Source organism: Sphingobium fuliginis (assembly GCF_004152845.1).
GTDB lineage: Bacteria > Pseudomonadota > Alphaproteobacteria > Sphingomonadales > Sphingomonadaceae > Sphingobium > Sphingobium fuliginis.
Genome location: NZ_SEON01000003.1, coordinates 212,332 through 231,174, shown reverse-complemented (window position 1 = coordinate 231,174; position 18,843 = coordinate 212,332). Strand labels below are relative to the sequence as shown.

Annotated in this window: 16 protein-coding genes and 1 tRNA gene; 12 read left to right on the top strand and 5 right to left on the bottom strand. The window is 63.6% G+C overall.

Annotated elements, in window-relative coordinates; genetic code table 11:
* Nucleotides 1-4 precede the first annotated feature (4 nt).
* The 8 genes from EWH10_RS09965 (at nucleotide 5) to alr (ending at nucleotide 11,010) form a co-directional block, all read left to right on the top strand.
* On the top strand, nucleotides 5-1,537 hold the full coding sequence (locus tag EWH10_RS09965; protein WP_025547356.1) for an acyl-CoA carboxylase subunit beta: 1,533 nt from the start codon (nucleotides 5-7) through the stop codon (nucleotides 1,535-1,537).
* 114 nt (nucleotides 1,538-1,651) lie between these two features.
* Nucleotides 1,652-2,092 (top strand): methylmalonyl-CoA epimerase, encoded by a 441-nt coding sequence (mce, locus tag EWH10_RS09960; protein WP_025547355.1) that lies wholly within the window; start codon nucleotides 1,652-1,654, stop codon nucleotides 2,090-2,092.
* Between the two features lies 1 nt (nucleotide 2,093).
* The gene (scpA, locus tag EWH10_RS09955) at nucleotides 2,094-4,259 is read left to right on the top strand and encodes a methylmalonyl-CoA mutase (RefSeq protein ID WP_044662352.1); all 2,166 of its coding nucleotides are present in this window, start codon (nucleotides 2,094-2,096) and stop codon (nucleotides 4,257-4,259) included.
* Nucleotides 4,259-5,257 carry a biotin synthase BioB gene (gene bioB, locus EWH10_RS09950; protein ID WP_044662351.1) on the top strand — a complete coding sequence of 333 codons (999 nt, stop codon included), beginning with the start codon at nucleotides 4,259-4,261 and terminating at the stop codon, nucleotides 5,255-5,257. Before scpA ends, bioB begins: the two co-directional genes overlap by 1 nt.
* Nucleotides 5,258-5,487: 230 nt before the next feature.
* Nucleotides 5,488-7,488, top strand: a complete 2,001-nt coding sequence (locus EWH10_RS09945) for an acetyl-CoA carboxylase biotin carboxylase subunit (protein ID WP_065845991.1) — start codon at nucleotides 5,488-5,490, stop codon at nucleotides 7,486-7,488.
* A 221-nt stretch (nucleotides 7,489-7,709) separates the two neighbouring features.
* A complete protein-coding gene (locus EWH10_RS09940) occupies nucleotides 7,710-8,081 on the top strand; it encodes a tRNA-binding protein (protein ID WP_044662349.1) in 372 nt (123 codons plus the stop codon).
* A gap of 249 nt (nucleotides 8,082-8,330) precedes the next feature.
* Nucleotides 8,331-9,923, top strand: coding sequence for an MFS transporter (locus tag EWH10_RS09935; RefSeq protein ID WP_044662348.1), 1,593 nt, complete (start codon nucleotides 8,331-8,333; stop codon nucleotides 9,921-9,923).
* A gap of 40 nt (nucleotides 9,924-9,963) precedes the next feature.
* Complete coding sequence (gene alr, locus EWH10_RS09930) at nucleotides 9,964-11,010, top strand: alanine racemase (protein WP_044662347.1); 1,047 nt, start codon at nucleotides 9,964-9,966, stop codon at nucleotides 11,008-11,010.
* Nucleotides 11,011-11,069: 59 nt separating this feature from the next.
* Here alr and EWH10_RS09925 read toward each other — a convergent pair whose 3' ends face one another.
* Nucleotides 11,070-12,242, bottom strand: a complete 1,173-nt coding sequence (locus EWH10_RS09925; protein ID WP_044663157.1) for an acetyl-CoA C-acetyltransferase — start codon at nucleotides 12,240-12,242, stop codon at nucleotides 11,070-11,072.
* 50 nt (nucleotides 12,243-12,292) lie between these two features.
* The gene (locus EWH10_RS09920; RefSeq protein ID WP_083198869.1) at nucleotides 12,293-13,381 is read right to left on the bottom strand and encodes an alpha/beta hydrolase; all 1,089 of its coding nucleotides are present in this window, start codon (nucleotides 13,379-13,381) and stop codon (nucleotides 12,293-12,295) included.
* Between EWH10_RS09920 and phaR the strand changes: the two genes are divergently transcribed.
* Both phaR and EWH10_RS09910 read left to right on the top strand, forming a co-directional pair.
* Nucleotides 13,380-13,967 (top strand): polyhydroxyalkanoate synthesis repressor PhaR, encoded by a 588-nt coding sequence (gene phaR, locus EWH10_RS09915; protein WP_044662346.1) that lies wholly within the window; start codon nucleotides 13,380-13,382, stop codon nucleotides 13,965-13,967. The genes EWH10_RS09920 and phaR overlap by 2 nt on opposite strands.
* A gap of 209 nt (nucleotides 13,968-14,176) precedes the next feature.
* Complete coding sequence (locus tag EWH10_RS09910) at nucleotides 14,177-15,703, top strand: aminoacyl--tRNA ligase-related protein (RefSeq protein ID WP_044663155.1); 1,527 nt, start codon at nucleotides 14,177-14,179, stop codon at nucleotides 15,701-15,703.
* A 337-nt stretch (nucleotides 15,704-16,040) separates the two neighbouring features.
* On the opposite strand, the gene hslU is transcribed toward EWH10_RS09910, so the two are convergent.
* Complete coding sequence (gene hslU / locus EWH10_RS09905) at nucleotides 16,041-17,342, bottom strand: ATP-dependent protease ATPase subunit HslU (protein ID WP_044662345.1); 1,302 nt, start codon at nucleotides 17,340-17,342, stop codon at nucleotides 16,041-16,043.
* A 117-nt stretch (nucleotides 17,343-17,459) separates the two neighbouring features.
* Nucleotides 17,460-18,026, bottom strand: a complete 567-nt coding sequence (gene hslV, locus EWH10_RS09900) for an ATP-dependent protease subunit HslV (RefSeq protein ID WP_025550868.1) — start codon at nucleotides 18,024-18,026, stop codon at nucleotides 17,460-17,462.
* A gap of 171 nt (nucleotides 18,027-18,197) precedes the next feature.
* Here hslV and EWH10_RS09895 point away from each other — a divergent pair, with 171 nt between their 5' ends.
* Complete coding sequence (locus EWH10_RS09895) at nucleotides 18,198-18,386, top strand: hypothetical protein (protein WP_025550870.1); 189 nt, start codon at nucleotides 18,198-18,200, stop codon at nucleotides 18,384-18,386.
* Between the two features lie 17 nt (nucleotides 18,387-18,403).
* Here the strand turns inward: EWH10_RS09895 and EWH10_RS09890 are convergent, their stop codons facing one another.
* Nucleotides 18,404-18,532 (bottom strand): entericidin A/B family lipoprotein, encoded by a 129-nt coding sequence (locus EWH10_RS09890; RefSeq protein ID WP_007685859.1) that lies wholly within the window; start codon nucleotides 18,530-18,532, stop codon nucleotides 18,404-18,406.
* A 134-nt stretch (nucleotides 18,533-18,666) separates the two neighbouring features.
* Here EWH10_RS09890 and EWH10_RS09885 point away from each other — a divergent pair.
* A tRNA-Val gene (locus tag EWH10_RS09885) sits at nucleotides 18,667-18,741 on the top strand.
* Nucleotides 18,742-18,843: the final 102 nt, after the last annotated feature.

Below are 18,843 nucleotides of genomic sequence, written 5' to 3'. Positions count from 1 at the left end.
TGATATGTCGAAGCTCGCCATCATCGAACAGCTCGAAGCCAAGCGGGAGGCCGCGCGTCTGGGCGGCGGACAGCGCCGCATCGACGCGCAGCATGCCAAGGGCAAGCTGACCGCGCGGGAGCGGCTGGACGTGCTGCTGGACGAGGACAGCTTCGAGGAGCTGGACATGTATGTCGAGCACAACTGCATCGACTTCGGCATGGACGGGCAGCATATCCCCGGCGACGGCGTCGTCACCGGATCGGGCACCATCAACGGCCGGCTGGTCTATGTCTTCAGCCAGGACTTCACCGTCTATGGCGGCGCGGTGTCGGAACGGCACGCGATGAAGATCTGCAAGATCATGGACATGGCGCTGAAGGTGGGCGCTCCCGTGATCGGCCTCAATGACTCGGGCGGCGCGCGCATCCAGGAAGGCGTGGCTTCGCTGGCGGGCTATGCCGAGATTTTCCAGCGCAATGTGCTGGCGTCGGGCGTGGTGCCGCAGATCAGCGTGATCATGGGGCCGTGCGCGGGCGGCGCGGTCTATTCGCCGGCGATGACCGACTTCATCTTCATGGTGAAGGATTCGAGCTTCATGTTCGTGACCGGCCCGGACGTGGTGAAGACCGTCACCAACGAGGTCGTGACGCAGGAGGAACTGGGCGGGGCGGTGACGCATACCACCAAATCGGGCGTGGCCGACCTTGCGTTCGAGAACGACATCGAGGCGCTGCTGGCGGTGCGCGATTTCGTGGACTTCCTGCCGGCGTCCAACAAGGAGCCGGTGCCGGAGCGGCCGAGCGCCGATCCGTGGGACCGGATCGAGGACAGCCTGGACACTTTGGTCCCCGCCAATGCGAACCAGCCCTATGACATGCATGAGCTGATCCGCAAGGTGGTGGACGAGGGCGACTTCTTCGAGGTGCAGCCCGCCCATGCGGGCAACATCATCTGCGGCTTCGGCCGGGTCGAGGGCAAGACGGTGGGCGTCATCGCGAACCAGCCGATGGTGCTTGCCGGGGTGCTGGACATCAACTCGTCCAAGAAGGCCGGGCGCTTCGTGCGCTTCTGCGATGCGTTCGAGATTCCGATCGTGACCTTCGTCGACGTGCCCGGCTTCCTTCCCGGGACGGCGCAGGAGCATTCGGGCATCATCAAGCATGGCGCGAAGCTGCTGTTCGCCTATGCGGAGGCGACCGTGCCGAAGATCACCGTGATCACGCGCAAGGCCTATGGCGGGGCCTATGACGTCATGTCCTCCAAGCATCTGCGGGGCGACCTCAACTATGCCTGGCCCACCGCCGAAATCGCGGTGATGGGGGCCAAGGGCGCGGTGGAGATCATCTTCCGCGGCAAGACGCCCGAAGAGATCGCGGAAAAGACCAAGGAATATGAGGACCGCTTCGCCAACCCCTTCGTGGCAGCGGGCAAGGGCTTCATCGACGAGGTGATCCAGCCGCATTCGACCCGGAAGCGGATCGCCCTGGGGCTGCGCAAGCTGCGGAACAAGGCTTTGGAGAACCCCTGGAAGAAGCACGACAATATTCCGCTCTAAGGTGAATCCGTCATCCCCGCGCGGGCGGGGAACCCTCTCCGGACATCATATCCGGGGAGAGGGCGGGAGATGGATTCCCGCCGTCGCGGGAATGACGAAGTTGGGAATGACGTTATGAAACTCGGCCGTCTCAATCATATCGGCGTGGCGACGCCCTCGCTGGAAGCATCGATTGCCTATTATCGCGACGTCATGGGCGCGACCATCGCGCATGAGCCGTTCGACCTTCCGGCGCAGGGGGTGAAGGTCTGCTTCGTGGATACGCCGGGCGAGAACGGCACCGCCGGCACGCAGATCGAGCTGATCGAACCCTTGGGCGAAAACTCGCCCATTCACGGCTTCATCGCCAAGAACCCGGCGGGCGGGCAGCATCATATGTGCTATGAAGTGCCCGACATTCATGAAGCCAAGGCGTGGTTCGAGGGGCTGGGCAAGAAGGTGCTGGGCGAGCCCCGCATCGGGGCGCATGGGACGCTGATCTTCTTCGTCCATCCCAGGGACATGAATGGGGTGCTGACCGAAATCATGGAAACGCCCAAGGAAGGCGCGCATTGATATGACAGAGAAGCCGACGCTGGACCAGTGGGCCGCCGCCGCCGCCAAGGAGGTGAAGGGCAAGGACCTGAACTGGGAAACCCCGGAAGGGATCACGGTCAAGCCGCTCTACACGGCGGAGGATGTCACCCCGGATAAAGTTGGCGATCCGGGCCTGCCCGGCTTCGCGCCGTTCACGCGGGGCGTGCGCGCGTCCATGTATGCGGGGCGTCCCTGGACCATCCGGCAATATGCGGGCTTTTCGACCGCGGAGGAATCCAACGCCTTCTATCGCCGCAATCTGGCGGCGGGACAGAAGGGGCTGAGCGTCGCTTTCGACTTGGCCACCCATCGCGGCTATGACAGCGACCATCCGCGTGTCGTGGGTGACGTCGGCAAGGCGGGCGTCGCCATCGACACCATCGAGGACATGAAGATCCTGTTCGACGGCATTCCGCTCGACCAGATGTCGGTTTCCATGACCATGAACGGCGCGGTGATCCCGATCCTCGCCTTCTTCATCGTCGCGGGCGAGGAGCAGGGGGTTGAGCGCAGGCTGCTCGACGGGACCATCCAGAACGACATTCTGAAGGAGTTCATGGTCCGCAACACCTATATCTACCCGCCCGAACCCTCGATGCGGATCATCAGCGACATTTTCGGCTATACCAGCCGGGAGATGCCCAGGTTCAACAGCATCTCCATCTCCGGCTATCATATGCAGGAAGCCGGGGCGACGCAGGTGCAGGAACTGGCCTTCACCATCGCGGACGGCGCGGAATATGTGCGCTATGGCGTGGCGTCGGGCCTGGACATCGACAAGTTCGCGGGGCGGCTGAGCTTCTTCTTCGCCATCGGCATGAACTTCTTCATGGAGATCGCCAAGCTGCGCGCTGCCCGCGTGCTCTGGCATCGGGTGATGACGAAGCTCGGCGCGAAGGACGAACGCTCCAAGATGCTGCGCACCCATTGCCAGACGTCGGGCGTGTCGCTGACCGAGCAGGACCCCTATAACAATGTCATGCGCACCACCATCGAGGCGATGGCGGCGATGCTGGGCGGCACGCAGTCGCTGCACACCAACGCGCTGGACGAGGCAATCGCGCTCCCAACCGATTTTTCGGCCCGTATCGCGCGCAACACGCAGATCGTCATCCAGGAAGAGACGGGCATGTGCAATGTCGTCGATCCGCTGGGCGGCAGCTATTATATCGAGGCGCTGACCCAGCAACTGGTCGACGCCGCGCAGGAGATCATCGACCGCGTCGAGGCCGAAGGCGGCATGGCCAAGGCGGTGGCCGCCGGCTGGCCCAAGGCGATGATCGAGACCGCCGCCGCCGCCCGTCAGGCGCGGGTCGACCGGGGCGAGGACGTGATCGTCGGCGTGAACAAATATCGTCTGGCGAACGAGGACCTGCTCGAGACGCTGGAAGTCGACAACAGCAAGGTCCGTGAAGCGCAGATCGCCCGCATCAACAAGGTGAAGGCGGAGCGTGACGAGGCCGCCTGTCAGGCCGCGCTGGATGCGCTGCGCCGGGCGGCAGCGGGCGAGCAGTCGATCGAGAACAACCTTCTCGCCCATGCGGTCGAAGCGGCGCGTGCCCGCGCCACGCTGGGCGAAATCTCCTCCGCCATGGAGGACAGCTTCAACCGATACGGCACGGTGCCGACGCCGGTGAAGGGCGTCTATTCCAAGCCCTATTCGCGGGATGCCCGCTGGCAACAGGTTCTTGACGGGGTGCAGGCCGTCGAGCGGCGCCTCGGTCGCAAGCCGAAGATCCTTATCGCCAAGATGGGGCAGGACGGCCACGACCGGGGCGCCAACGTGATCGCGTCCGCGTTCGGGGACATGGGTTTCGACATCGTGTCGGGCCCGCTGTTCCAGACGCCGGAGGAAACGGTGGTGCTGGCGCTCGACAGCGGCGCGGACGTGGTCGGCGCCTCGTCGCTGGCCGCCGGGCACAAGACGCTTATTCCCGAACTCATCAGGCAGCTTCGGGAACAGGGGCGCAACGACGTCAAGGTGGTGGCGGGTGGGGTCATTCCGCCGCAGGATTACGACTTCCTCCGTGACGCAGGCGTCCAAGGGATTTATGGACCGGGCTCCAACGTCGTGGAATGCGCCGCCGATGTGCTGCGCCTCCTCGGCCACAACATGCCCCCGGCGGGGCTGGAGGAAGCCGCATAATGACTAAGACGCCTCGCACTGACTGGACCCGCGACGAAATCGCCGCGCTGTTCGACCTGCCCTTCAACGACCTGATGTTCGAGGCGCAGTCGATCCATCGTGCGAACTTCCCGCGCAATGAGGTGCAGCTTTCGACCCTGCTGTCGATCAAGACGGGCGGTTGTCCGGAGGATTGCGGCTATTGCAGCCAGTCGACCGACGCGGAAAGCGGCCTCAAGGCCACCAAGCTGATGGACGTGCAGGCGGTGCTTCAGGCGGCGGCGCAGGCGAAGGACCATGGTTCGGGCCGTTTCTGCATGGGCGCGGCGTGGCGCAATCCCAAGGAACGGGACATGCCCAAGCTCATCGAAATGGTGAAGGGCGTTCGCCAGATGGGCATGGAAACCTGCATGACGCTGGGCATGCTGTCGGCTGGTCAGGCCAAGCAGTTGGCCGATGCGGGGCTGGATTATTACAACCACAATATCGACACCTCGCCGGAAAATTACGCCAACGTCATCACCACCCGGACCTTCGCGGACCGGATCGAGACGCTGGAAAATGTCCGGGACGCGGGCATCAATGTGTGCTGCGGCGGAATCGTCGGCATGGGGGAGACGCGATCGGATCGCATCGGCTTCCTGCATGCGCTCGCCACCATGCCGCATCCCGAAAGCGTGCCGATCAATGCGCTGGTGCCGGTCGAGGGCACGGTGCTGGGCGATATGCTGAAGGACACGCCGCTCGCGAAGATCGATGAGGTGGAGTTCGTCCGCACGGTCGCCGTGGCGCGGATCGTCATGCCGCGGTCGATGGTGCGGCTTTCCGCCGGGCGCGAGAGCATGAGCGAGGCTTGTCAGGCGCTCTGCTTCATGGCGGGGGCGAACAGCATCTTCACCGGCGACAAACTGCTGACCGCGGCCAATGCCGGGGACGACAAGGATAGCGCGTTGCTCGGGAAGCTCGGGCTGACGCCGATGATGGCTCAGCCGCATGGGCATCTGGAGGCGGCTGAGTGAAATTCGGCCGAAAATGATGACGGTGATAGTCGTTGTGCTGGCCGTGATCTTCTGGGGTTTGTTCTCGTCGGGCGCCTTCATGCACGGCGATTAGCATCAACCACCACCTCCGTTCGCCCTGAGCTTGTCGAAGGGCTGCACTTCTCTTCGAAAGGGAAGGAGGGGGCTTCGACAAGCTCAGCCCGAACGGGGTGAGAGGAACTGAATAAGGACTGGGGCAAGGATAGATAATGGCAATCACCAAGATCCTGATCGCGAACCGTAGCGAAATTGCGTGCCGCGTCATCCGCACCGCGCGGAAGATGGGCATCAAGACCGTTGCGGTCTATTCCGACGCGGATGCGCGCAGCCCCCATGTGCTGATGGCGGACGAGGCCGTGCATCTGGGCCCGCCGCCTGCCGCCCAGTCCTATCTGCTGGCCGACAAGATCATCGAGGCGTGCAGGGCGACCGGCGCCGACGCGGTTCACCCCGGCTACGGCTTTCTCTCCGAGCGGGAGAGCTTCCGCAAGGCGCTGGACGAAGCGGGCATCGTCTTCGTCGGTCCTCCCGCCAACGCAATCGCCGCCATGGGCGACAAGATCGAATCGAAGAAGCTCGCCAAGGCGGCGGGCGTCAATGTGGTCCCCGGCTATGTCGGCGTGATCGAGGATACCGAACATGCCGTCCGCATCTCGAACGAGATCGGCTATCCGGTGATGATGAAGGCATCGGCCGGCGGCGGCGGCAAGGGGATGCGCCTTGCCTATTCCGAGCAGGACGTTCGCGAAGGCTTCGAGGCGACCAAGCGCGAGGGGCTGAACAGCTTCGGCGATGACCGCGTGTTCATCGAGAAGTTCATCGAAAGCCCGCGCCATATCGAAATCCAGATATTGGGCGATCAGCACGGCAACATCGTCTATCTCAATGAGCGCGAATGTTCGATCCAGCGCCGCCACCAGAAGGTGGTGGAGGAAGCGCCGTCGCCCTTCGTATCTCCCGAAATGCGCAGGAAGATGGGCGAGCAGTGCGTCGCCCTGGCGCGGGCGGTCGGCTATTTCAGCGCGGGCACGGTCGAGTTGATCGTGTCGGGCGCGGACAAGACGGGCGACGGTTTCTACTTCCTGGAGATGAACACCCGTTTGCAGGTGGAGCATCCGGTTACGGAAGAGATCACTGGCCTCGATCTGGTCGAGCAGATGATCCGCGTTGCCAATGGCGAGGAACTGGGCTTCGCCCAGGAAGATGTGAAGATCAACGGCTGGGCAATCGAGAACCGCGTCTATGCCGAGGACCCCTATCGTGGCTTCCTGCCCTCCACGGGCCGCCTGATCCGCTACAATCCGCCCGAAACCGGCGCTGATGAAACGGGGGCGCTGGTGCGTGTCGATGACGGCGTGGTCGAGGGCGGCGAGGTCAGCATGTTCTACGACCCGATGATCGCCAAGCTGATCACCTGGGCGCCGACCCGGCTGGAAGCCATAGACAAGCAGATCGCGGCGCTCGACCAGTTCGAGATCGAGGGGCCGGGGCATAATATCGATTTCGTCTCCGCGCTGATGCAGCATGAGCGCTTCCGTTCGGGCAACATCACCACCGGCTTCATCGCGGAGGAATATCCGGAGGGCTTTACCGGCGCGCCGGCTTCGGAGACGCTGCTGAAGCGTCTGTCGGCCATCGGCGCCTTTGCAGCCATGGCGCAGGCGGACCGGGCGCGCCGCATCGACGGGCAGCTTGGCAAGCGCCTCGCTCCGCCGACCGACTGGCAGGTGAAGATCGGCGATGCGGTCCATGATGTCGTGATCAATGGCGATGACGTCACGGTGGATGGCGAAGCCATCGAACTGGCGCTGGAATATACGCCCGGCGACCGGCTGATCGAGGCGGAGTTCGGTGAGGAGCAACTGGCGGTGAAGATCGCGCCGGTGCGTTCGGGCTTCGTGCTGACCGCCCATGGCGCCAGCCACAAGCTGCGCATCCTGCCCGCCCATGCGGCGGTGCATGCCAGGCATATGATCGAGAAGATTCCGCCAGACCTGTCGCGCTTCCTGATCTGCCCGATGCCGGGCCTGCTGGTGGCGCTGAATGTGAAGGAAGGCGACAAGGTCGAGATCGGCCAGCCGCTGGCCGTGATCGAGGCGATGAAGATGGAGAATATCCTGCGCGCGCAGAAGGCGGGCGTGGTGAAGAGCGTGTCCGCCGCGCAAGGGGAAAGCCTGCCGGTCGACGCGATCATTCTGGAACTGGAATAAGCGCTTGCCTGGGGCGAGGTCGGGGAACGGCCTTCCCGACCTTGCCATGGGACCGGTTCTTGAGCGGGCTGCTTTGGAATTGAATCGGATCGCCGTTCCAGATTCCTTGTTTTTCCGTGATTCTTGACCGGCGGTCGGTTCCGATCGCCTGGAAATCGCTCTCGCGTTTTCCGATTCAGCAGATGATTCCATCTGCTTGGAAAACTCTCTAGCATGCCGCCATGCATCTGTATCATGATTCCGCTTCGGCCGCCGCCGACATCATCGGTTTCGACGATTTTCTGAAGGTCGACATTCGCGTCGGCACGATCCTTTCGGCGGAGCCATATCCGGAGGCGCGCAAGCCAGCCTATAAGCTGGTGATCGATTTCGGTCAGGGCATCGGCAAGAAGAGATCGAGCGCGCAGATCACGGAACATTATGCGGTGGAGGACCTGCCGGGCCGACAGGTTGCGGCCGTCGTCAATTTTCCGCCGCGGCAGATCGGGAAGTTCCTGTCCGAGGTGCTGACGCTTGGCTTTGCCGATGAGGCCGGGGCCGTGGTGCTGTTTGCGCCGGATCGGGCGGTGCCGAATGGGGCGCGGCTGTTTTGAAGGGGCTGATCTGGATGAAGGAGGAGCGGGCCTGCGGCCCGCGCGATCCCCTGTGGATCGCAACCCCCTCACCCAGCTACGACTAAGGCAGCAAGCTGCCAAGTCTGCGCAGCCCTCTCCCTTAAGGGAGAGGGATAAAGCGGGTGTCCGCTTCCCACGCATATCGCGTCCATTCGCACGTCGCGCTTGCCGGAGTTCGGCACTTCATTAGAACGTAGGCGAACAATCAGTCAGGCAAGCGGGGGCGGAATGGGTGGAAGTGCGGTCGGCACCGACTATGTGATGGATGCGAAGCGTGACCGGCTGGTCATCACCGCTTCGGCGCTCGGCACATTGTTCGAATGGTATGACTTCTACATCTACGGCGTCCTCGCCCCGATCATCGGGCGTACATTCTTCCCGACGGACAATCCGACCGTGGAACTCCTCTATTCGCTGGCAGGCTTCGCCATCGGTTTCGGGTTCAGGCCGCTCGGCGCGGCGTTGTTCGGCTATCTGGGCGACAGGCTGGGGCGCAAATATACCTTTCTGGCGACCATCGTGCTGATGGGAGCGGCGACGGCGGGCGTCGGGCTGACCCCGTCCGCCGCGAGCATCGGCATCGCCGCGCCGGTCATCCTGATCCTGCTGCGGATCGCGCAGGGACTGGCGCTGGGCGGGGAATATGGCGGGGCGGCGATCTATGTCGCGGAACATGCGCCGCCGGGGCGGAGGGGTTTCTTCACCAGCTTCATCCAGGCGGGGGTGATCGGCGGCTTCATCCTGTCGCTGATCGTCGTGGTCGGCACGCAATGGGTCGTCGGCAAGGCGGTGTGGGACGATTGGGGCTGGCGCCTGCCCTTCATCTTCTCGCTGGCGTTGCTGGCGATTTCGCTCTGGATGCGGCTGATGCTGCGCGAAAGCCCGATCTTCGCGGCGATGAAGGCGGCGGGCGAGCAATCGCGCAACCCGCTGAAGGAGGCGTTCACCTATCCCGGCAACAGGCGGCGGATGCTGGTGGCGATGATCGGCATCGCGGCGGGCTTCACCGTCATCGCTTATACGGTGATGTTCCAGGCGCTCTATTTCCTGCAGAACGGCCTGCATGTCGCGCCGGGCATGGCGCAGTTGCTGGTAGGCGGCAGCGCCTTTGCGGGCGTGGCGGCCTTCATCTTCTTCGGCTGGCTGTCCGACCGGGTGGGGCGGAAGAAGCCCATCGTCATCGGCTATGCGCTGGTGTTGTTGCTGCTCATGCCGCTCTATCAATTCATGGGGAGCGTGGCGAACCCGGCCCTCTACCGGGCGGCGGAGCGCGCGCCGGTGATCGTCAGCGGCCCCGATTGCAGCTTCGATCCCTTCGCCAAGGTGCAGCCGACCGTCTGCGGCAAGCTGCTCGACCATTTTTCCAAGCGCGGCATCGCCTATGAAAAGCGGGAGGCGGCGACGCCTTCGGTCAGCGTCGGTTCCGTGGCGGTCGCGGATCTGAGCGCGGAAGGGCTGGATGCGGCGCTGCATGCGGCCGGATATGAATCGGCCCCCGTCACGCCGGACTGGCCGCGCGCCTTGTTGCTGTTCATGGCGCTGCTGCTGCTCTGGACGCTGTCGGGGGCGACCTATGGTCCCGTTGCGGCGCTGCTGTCGGAATATTTTCCGGCGCGGATACGCTATAGCTCGCTGTCGATCCCCTATCATATCGGGACCGGTTATTTCGGCGGATTCCTGCCGCTGGTCAGCCAATATATCGTGGCGCGGACGGGCGATCCCTATGCGGGGCTGTGGTACACCATCGCGGTGGTGGCGGTTGCGCTGCTGACCTGCATGGTCGCCCTGCCGGAGACGCGCGGGGCCGCGATGGATGCCTGATCCCTCGACGCTTGCGTCGCGGAGCGCTATCGGACAGGCGATGGCTGATTTTTCCGCACCTTTGCGCCTGCGTCTGGATGGAGGCGCTTTGCTCGCCAACTGGCGCTGGTTGAAGCGGCAGGGCGGCGCGGCGGCATGCGGGGCGGCGATCAAGGCCAATGGCTATGGGCTGGGCAGCGGGGAAGTGATGCGGCGCTTGCTGGCTGCGGGATGCCGGGACTTCTTCGTGTCCAACTGGGCCGAGGCGATGGCGCTGGAACCTTTGATCGGCGAGGGCGTGTCGCTTTCCGTGCTGCATGGCGTGCGGGAGGAGGACATGGCGGTGGCGCTCGCCTCCCGCGCAAGGCCGGTGCTGTGCACGGAAGGGCAGATTGCGCGCTGGAAGGAGGCGGGCGGCGGGCTTTGCGACGTCATGGTCGATACCGGCATGAACCGCCTGGGGCTGGATTGGCGGGGCGATGTTTCGGCGCAGGTCGCGGGGCTGGAGGTGGCGACATTGCTCAGCCATCTGGCTTCCGCCGATGAGGATGTGCCGCTGAGCCAGGTGCAGTTGGAACGGTTTTCGGCGCTGCGGGGCGCAGTCAGGGCGGCGCGTTACAGCCTGTCGAACAGCGCTGGGATTTGCCTGGGCGCTGCCTATGCCTTCGACATGACGCGGCCGGGGATCGCGCTTTACGGCGGCGTGCCGCGCACGGAAGCGGCGGGGCGGATCGGGCAGGTCGTCTTTCCGGAGGCGCAGGTGCTGCAACGCCGCCGCGTCCGGGCGGGCGACACCATCGGTTATAATGCGACCCATCGCGCAGCGGCGGACATGGAGATCGCCGTGGTGAATCTGGGCTATGCGGACGGCTATTTGCGCGGCTTTTCCGGGCGGGGGTCCATGACTGTCGGGGACAGGCATCTGCCGGTGGTGGGAAGGGTCTCAATGGATTTGACCGCCGTCGACGTGTCGGGTCTGCCCGAGGTCGCGGAGGGGGATTGGCTGGGCGTCGACTATGCGCTGGCGGAGGCGGCGGCGGTTTCCGGACTGTCGCAATATGAGTTGCTGACAGGGCTGGGCGCGCGTTTCGACCGCATCTGGCGCTGATTGCAGAAGGCCGCCGATCCGGATTGGGTCGGCGGCCTTTTCGTTGCTTTACCGCCGGCTTAGCGCTCGACGCACATGGCGACGCCCATGCCGCCGCCGATGCAGAGGGTCGCGAGGCCCTTCCTGGCGTCGCGCTTCTGCATCTCGTAGAGCAGGGTGGTGAGGACGCGGGCGCCCGAAGCGCCGATCGGATGGCCGATGGCGATCGCGCCGCCGTTCACATTGACCTTCTCCGGGTCCCAGCCCAGTTCCTGACCGACCGCCAGCGCCTGCGCGGCGAAGGCTTCATTGGCTTCGATCAGGTCCAGATCGGCCAGCGACCAGCCCGCCTTGGCCAGCGCCTGACGGCTCGCCGGAGCCGGGCCGATGCCCATGATCGAGGGATCGACGCCGCAGGTGGCGAAGCCGGCGATGCGCGCCAGCACGGTCGCGTTGCGCCTGGCGGCCTCATCGGCGCTCATCAGCACGAGGGCGGCGGCGCCGTCGTTGATGCCGCTAGCATTGGCGGCGGTGACGGTGCCGTCCTTCTTGAAGGCCGGACGCAGGCCCTGCATCGCCTCCAGCGTGGCGCCGGCGCGGATATATTCGTCGGCGTCGACGACGGTGTCGCCCTTGCGGCCCTTGATCGTCACGGGAACGATCTCATCCTTGAAGCGGCCCGATGCGCGGGCGGCTTCGGCCTTGTTCTGGCTGCCGACGGCGAATTCATCCTGCGCCTCGCGGCTGATCTGGTACTTCTCGGCCAGATTTTCCGCCGTGATGCCCATGTGATAATTGTTGAAGGCGTCGGTCAGGCCGTCATGCGTCATCGTGTCGATGAAGGAAATCGGCCCCATCTTCGCGCCGCCGCGCAGATATTGCGCATGGGGCGCCATCGACATGCTTTCCTGACCGCCCGCGACCATGATGCGGGCGTCGCCCGCGCGGATCGCCTGAGCCGCCAGAGCGACCGCGCGCAGGCCAGAGCCGCAAAGCTGGTTGAGGCCGATGGCGGTGCGCTCCACCGGAATGCCGGCGTTGACGGCGGCCTGACGGGCGGGGTTCTGGCCCTGCGCCGCGGTCAGGACCTGACCCAATATGACTTCGTCCACTTCCTCCGGCGCGACGCCGGCCTGGGCGAGAGCGGCGACGATGGCGGTGCGGCCCAGCTCATGCGCGGGGGTCGACCCGAAGGCGCCCATGAAGCTGCCGACGGCGGTACGCTTGGCAGCGGTGATGACGATGTCTGACAAAGCCTTGATCCTCAGTTCCGGGGTGATTGTTTTCGCAGGCGCACATATCATCATCCGCCATGACTGGAAAGCCATTGGGACAAAGGCTCCCACAGCATCGCCCGTCCGTTGCCGCTCACGATCATGCCGACATGGCCAAGGCTCAAGGTCGTGTTCTCGCCCATTTCCGGGGCGGCGGCGGCGGGAACGATGCGGTCAGTTGCGGAACGGATTGAAAGCGTTGGACAAGTCAGCCGGCGGGGATCGACCGTCCGTCCGTCGATATGCCATTCCCCCCGTCCGCTCGCATTTGCGGCATAGAATTGCTCGAAAAGGTCACGCCCCGCAGCATAGCTGAGCGGTGGGCCGCCATTGGCCCAATCCTCCACCGCCAGAAAGGCATGCTCTTCGTCCGAACCCGGCTCCATGCCGACAAAGGCCGCATATTTGCGAATCGTCCGGGCGGGGTCCATCGCCCAGAAGCCCGATTGCAGCACCTCCATCGGGACATAGTCCAACCGTTGGCACATGGGCCTGGAACTGCGCCAGAGCGCGCCGATCTGTTCCCGGTCTGCCGCAGGGAACCCGTCGAAGTTCCAGGGCGCGGCAATCGTCGCCAACGCCCTTGCGGGTTGCAGCGCCGCAGCGCCGATGGCCAGATTTCCGCCGAGGCAATATCCCACCAATATGGGTGGCCGGGGAAGGGCGGCCAGCATCGGCAACAGACGGTCCATCACATGCCGGTCCAGCCCCAGCGCGCCGTCGTCCGCCGCGGGCGTGCCCCAGTCGACCAGATAGGCGTCATGTCCTGCTGCACGCATGTGGCGCAGCATGGACCGGCTGCCGGACAGGTCCAGCACTTGCGGCGGGTTGATCAGCGAAGGCACGAAAACCACGGGATGACGGCCGTTTTCCGTCCCATATCGAAGCAGCCTGGCGCTGCCTTCGCGAGCCACGACGGGAACGGCGGGGGGCGGGGCGGGGCGAATAGCCTCCTGATATTTCCGCAAACCCTGGAACGCCCGTTTGCGCAGTTCGGGATCATCCTCCGTCTCGCGCCATAAAATATTGAGAAAAAGGGGCAGGGGCCGCGGCCCATGTTGCGGCGCGGCATTCCCTTGTGCTAATGCGGAAAATGCAGGTGTGGGAGAGGTATCCATGGCCAAATCTAAGACCGCGAACGAATCCGAACCGGTCGTCATCAAGAAGTACGCTAACAGGCGGCTCTATAACACAGAAACGTCGAGCTACATCACGCTGGATCTTTTGTCGCAGATGACTCGTGAGGGGCGCGAGTTCGTCGTCGTCGATGCGAAGACCGGAGAGGACATCACGCATAATGTCCTGACCCAAATCATCATGGAGGAGGAGCAGCGGGGCAAGAACATGCTGCCCGTCAACTTCCTGCGTCAGTTGATCGCCATGTACGGCGATTCCATGCAGTCCATGGTGCCGCAATATCTGGAAGCGTCGATGGACGCCTTTCGCAAGAACCAGCAGCAGTTCCAGGAAGCCATGAAGGGCGCCTTCGGCGGCGGCCCGCTGGCCGAGATCGCCAAGCGCAACATGCAGATGTTCGAGGCGGCGGCGAGCGCCTTTGGCACGGGGATGCCAGGCATGCCTGGAATGGCGGCGCCGACATCTTCGCCCACGCCGTCCGCTGCCGAAGAGGCGAAGGACGATGAGATCGCGGAACTCAAGGCCCAGCTTGCCGCGCTCAACGCGAAGATCGACAAGCTTTCCTGATTTCCGTCATCCCAGCGTAAGCTGGGATCTCAGGCGGTACGACACAGCCTGGCCTTACGAGATCCCAGCTTTCGCTGGGATGACGATATTGTCGATGTTCGCCCTTTACTTGGGCTGGTTGCTCATTGGGGCGACGGCCCTTTGGGGTCGACAGGGGCGGCGCGCTTGGCCTATGGCGCGCCATCCACTCGAATTTTAAGGTCGATCCCGTGAAGCACGCCCTTTCCGTTACCCGCGAACAGGATTTCGCCGCCTGGTATCAGGCCGTCATTTCCGAAGCCGACATGGCCGAGGAAAGCGGTGTGCGCGGGTGCATGGTCATCCGGCCATGGGGTTACGGCATCTGGGAACGGATGCAGAAATTGCTGGACGAGCGCATCAAGGCGACCGGCCATGAGAATTGCTATTTCCCGCTGTTCATTCCGCTTTCCTATTTCGAGAAGGAGGCGGAGCATGTCGACGGCTTTGCCAAGGAAATGGCGGTCGTCACGCATCACCGGCTGATCCAGAAGGACGGGAAGATGATCCCCGATCCCGAAGCGAAGCTGGAGGAGCCGTTGGTGGTTCGTCCGACGTCGGAGACGGTGATCGGCGCGGCCTTCTCTCGCTGGGTGCAGAGCTGGCGCGACCTGCCGGTGCTGATCAACCAGTGGGCGAATGTCGTGCGTTGGGAAATGCGCACGCGGATGTTCCTGCGCACGGCGGAATTTCTCTGGCAGGAGGGGCATACCGCTCACGCCAGCGTCGATGAGGCGATGGAAGAGACGCTCAAGATGCTGGAAGTCTATCGCGGCTTTGCCGAGGAATGCGTGGCGCTGCCGGTGATCGCGGGTGAGAAGCCCGAGAATGAGCGCTTTCCGGGGGCCGTCGCGACCTATTCCATCGAGGCGATGATGCAGGATGGGAAGGCGTTGCAGGCAGGCACGTCGCATTTCCTGGGGACCACCTTCTCGCAGGCGCAGAATATCAAGTTCCAGAATGCCGAGGGGCAGCAGGAACTGGCGCAGACGACCAGTTGGGGCGTGTCGACGCGGATGATCGGCGGGCTGATCATGGTGCATGGCGATGATGACGGGCTGCGCGTGCCGCCGCGGGTCGCGCCTTATCAGGTGGTCGTCGTGCCGATGCTGCGCGATACGGATGAGGATGCGGCAATCCTGGATTATTGCGGCGAGCTGGTGGCGGAGCTGAACAGGCAGGATGTGTTCCGGGAGCCGGTGCGCGCCTTGCTGGACCGGCGGCCGGCCAAGGCGGCGAACAAGCGCTGGGGCTGGGTCAAGAAGGGGGCGCCGGTCGTGATCGAAGTCGGCGGGCGCGACGTGGCCGGGGGCAATGTGTCCATAATCCGGCGTGATCGGCTTTATCGTGAGGACGGGAAGCTCGATAGCCGGATTGTGGCGAAGGCGGACTTCCTTGGCGCGGCTACGGGGATGCTGGAGGATATTCAGCAGGCTTTGTTTGCGGATGCGCAGGCGCGGCTGCTGGGGAATATCGACAGGTCGGTGACGTCGCTGGATGGGCTGAAGGCTTATTTCGGGGCTAGCAAGAAGCCGGGCTGGGCGCTGGTGCAGTGGGCCAAGCCGACTGGGGCTGCGCTCGACAAGGTGATCGAGTGGTTGAAGGGTGAGAAGCTGACGTTGCGCAATGTGCCGACGGATGCGGAAGCGGCTGATGGGCTGTGCGTGTTCACCGGCGAGAAGGCGGTGGAGCGGGTGTTGGTGGGGCGTTCTTACTGAGCCTCTAAAATTCCCTCCCGTTTACGTTCAAACAAGGCACGTAACTCGTTTGAAGGGTTGGGCTGTATCGACATTCAGTTCGATATGGGAGGTTTCCAACATAATTGACGTCATGCTGAACTTGTTTCAGCATCCATCGTGCCTCCAGGCGCCGTTCTCCTGTGGGGAGAAATGGATGCTGAAACAAGTTCAGCATGACGATTTGGAATGAGGGCTAATGCCTATCGTTCGAAATAGCTGAATGCCGATACAGCGCAGGGGAGGGCATGTCACAGCACTCTCCTCACAATCTCTTCCCCGACCCCTCCCGCAAGCGGAAGGGGAGCTATAAGGGCAATTACAGCACATATTTGCTGAGGTCGGTGTTGCGCGCCACTGCGCTCAACTGCTTCTCCACATAGGCCGCATCGACCACCAGCGTTTCGCCCTGGCGGTCTTCCGCGTCGAAGCTCACATCCTCCAGCAGCTTTTCCATAACCGTCTGGAGGCGGCGGGCGCCGATATTCTCGACCTCGCTGTTCACCTCCGCCGCGATCTTCGCGACGGCGCGGATGCCGTCGGGCGTCAGGTCGATGGTCACGCCCTCGGTCGCCAGCAGCGCGCGATATTGCGCAACAAGGCTCGCCTTGGTGTCGGAGAGGATCGACACGAAATCATCCTCGGTCAGCGCCTTCAGTTCGACGCGGATCGGCAGGCGGCCCTGCAATTCCGGCAGCAGGTCGCTGGGCTTCGCCACATGAAAAGCGCCCGATGCGATGAACAATATATGGTCCGTCTTGAGCGGGCCATATTTGGTCGAGACCGTCGTGCCCTCGATCAGCGGCAGCAGGTCGCGCTGCACGCCTTCGCGGCTGACGGAGCCGCCGCGCACGTCGCTCACCGCGATCTTGTCGATCTCGTCGAGGAAGACGATGCCGTTCTGCTCCGCGCTGGAGATGGCGACGCGGGCGACGTCGTCCTGGTCCAGCCTCTTGTCCTGCTCCTCCTCGACCAGCTTGTCCCAGGCTTCCGCGACGCGCAGCTTGCGGCGCTTCTTCTGCTGTTGACCGAAGGCCTTGGACATCATGTCGCTGAGGTTGATCATGCCGATCTGGCCGCCCATGCCGGGGATTTCCATCGGCATGGAGGGGCTGTCGGTGACTTCCACCTCAACCTCGACATCGTTCATCTGGTTGTTCTCGATCCGCTGGCGGAAGGAGAGGCGGGTCGCCTCGCTCGCTTCCTTGCCGGTGAGGGCGTCGAGCAGGCGGGCCATGGCGGCTTCGGATGCGGCTTCGCGCACGGCTTCGCGGCGGCGGTCGCGTTCCAGGCGGACGGCTTCCTCGACCAGATCGCGGACGATCTGCTCCACGTCGCGGCCGACATAGCCGACTTCGGTGAATTTGGTCGCTTCCACCTTGACGAAGGGCGCGTCGGCCAGCTTGGCGAGACGGCGGCTGATCTCCGTCTTGCCGCAGCCGGTGGGGCCGATCATCAGGATGTTCTTCGGCGTCACCTCGTCGCGCAGGTCGGCGGAGAGGCGTTGACGGCGCCAGCGGTTGCGCAGGGCGACGGCTACGGCGCGCTTGGCGTCGGCCTGGCCGATGATGTGGGCGTCGAGGGCGGAGACGATGGCTTTGGGTGTCAGATTGTCGTTCATGGGATCTCTAAAAATCCGTTCGCCCTGTTTTCATGAGCCGCCTGGCCCATTCAAATGTCAAAGGGCGTTGCTTCTGAAGAAAGGAGGGGGCTTCGACAGGCTCAGCCCGAACGGGGTTCAAGCTACAGATTCCAGCTCTTCGACCACGAGCTGGTCGTTGGTGTAGACGCAGATGTCCGCCGCCACCTTCATCGCCTTGCGGGCCAGGGTTTCGGCATCTTCCTCATATTCCACCAGCGCCCGCGCCGCGGCGAGGGCGAAATTGCCGCCCGAACCGATGGCCGCGACGCCGCCAACCGGTTCCAGCACGTCGCCATTGCCGGTCAGGATCAGCGTCACTTCCCTGTCCGCGACGATCATCATCGCTTCCAGGTTGCGAAGATATTTGTCGGTCCGCCAGTCCTTGGCGAGTTCCACGGCGGCGCGCATCAACTGGCCGTTATGGCGCTCCAGCTTGGCCTCCAGCCGTTCGAACAGGGTGAAGGCGTCCGCCGTGGCGCCGGCGAAGCCGCCGATGACCGATCCGTCGTGGAGACGGCGGACCTTGCGGGCGTTGGGCTTCATCACCGTCTGGCCCATGGAGACCTGGCCGTCGCCGGCCACGATCACCTTCCCGTTCTTGCGTACCGACATGATGGTCGTGCCATGCCAGACCGGCATGGAATGGGAGCGTTGGTCGTTCATGGCCGGCATATGGGAGCGATGGTGACGGCGCGCAAGCATCCGCTGCATAAGCGCCGGATCGTGTCATTTTCTGGACAGATTTATTTCAATTCGTTCAGGAACCAATCTGGCGCAATTGACATTGTGCAACGCAGCAACAATCATTCGGGCATGTTGCAGAGAGGCAGGATCATGACCCTCAAGGCCAGAGCGCAGGAAAAGGTCGAACGTGCGGGAATATCGAACTATTCCTTCGATCAGGACGTACTGGTGATGTGCGGCGTGCGCTATACGATCGCCGCCTGCGATTGTGGCGAGCCGGAATGCGACGGCGTCCGCCTGGAGAAGGATGCGGCCGTTGCGGGCCGCATCCTCCAGTAACCGGCGATCCCGCCGGATCAGTTGATGGCTTTTTCCCCGGCGCGGCCGACGGATTCGATGTCCCGGCCCGCACCCTTCACGGTGTTGCAGGCGGCCAAAGAGGTGAGAAGCAGCCCAGCAATGACCAGGGCGACGGTTTGACGCATGAATATGCACTCCTTCTGAAAGCGTATCGACTATAACGCGGATGAAGCGGATAAGTCCATTTTCGGAAAATAGCTTGTTCGATATGCTTGACAGGCGGCGCGGTGGATGCCAATGGCCGCCTCCTCCTTACAGGGGGCGCGTAGCTCAGCGGTAGAGCACACCCTTCACACGGGTGGGGTCACAGGTTCAATCCCTGTCGCGCCCACCATGATCCGGGCGATCATGGCGGAGAAATATTATTTCCCAACATTGATCTTTTCATCTGCTTGGCGCTAATTCTCTGCGCCATGTGATGCGGAGGTTTCGCCGC

Coding starts and splice junctions, on each gene's coding strand:
- bioB (WP_044662351.1), top strand. CDS start 4,259: ATGACTAAGACGCCTCGCACTGACTGGACCCGCGACGAAATCGCCGCG.
- EWH10_RS09920 (WP_083198869.1), bottom strand. CDS start 13,381: ATGGATACCTCTCCCACACCTGCATTTTCCGCATTAGCACAAGGGAAT.
- scpA (WP_044662352.1), top strand. CDS start 2,094: ATGACAGAGAAGCCGACGCTGGACCAGTGGGCCGCCGCCGCCGCCAAG.
- EWH10_RS09945 (WP_065845991.1), top strand. CDS start 5,488: ATGGCAATCACCAAGATCCTGATCGCGAACCGTAGCGAAATTGCGTGC.
- hslV (WP_025550868.1), bottom strand. CDS start 18,026: ATGAACGACCAACGCTCCCATTCCATGCCGGTCTGGCATGGCACGACC.
- mce (WP_025547355.1), top strand. CDS start 1,652: ATGAAACTCGGCCGTCTCAATCATATCGGCGTGGCGACGCCCTCGCTG.
- EWH10_RS09965 (WP_025547356.1), top strand. CDS start 5: ATGTCGAAGCTCGCCATCATCGAACAGCTCGAAGCCAAGCGGGAGGCC.
- EWH10_RS09940 (WP_044662349.1), top strand. CDS start 7,710: ATGCATCTGTATCATGATTCCGCTTCGGCCGCCGCCGACATCATCGGT.
- hslU (WP_044662345.1), bottom strand. CDS start 17,342: ATGAACGACAATCTGACACCCAAAGCCATCGTCTCCGCCCTCGACGCC.
- EWH10_RS09890 (WP_007685859.1), bottom strand. CDS start 18,532: ATGCGTCAAACCGTCGCCCTGGTCATTGCTGGGCTGCTTCTCACCTCT.
- alr (WP_044662347.1), top strand. CDS start 9,964: ATGGCTGATTTTTCCGCACCTTTGCGCCTGCGTCTGGATGGAGGCGCT.
- EWH10_RS09895 (WP_025550870.1), top strand. CDS start 18,198: ATGACCCTCAAGGCCAGAGCGCAGGAAAAGGTCGAACGTGCGGGAATA.
- phaR (WP_044662346.1), top strand. CDS start 13,380: ATGGCCAAATCTAAGACCGCGAACGAATCCGAACCGGTCGTCATCAAG.
- EWH10_RS09935 (WP_044662348.1), top strand. CDS start 8,331: ATGGGTGGAAGTGCGGTCGGCACCGACTATGTGATGGATGCGAAGCGT.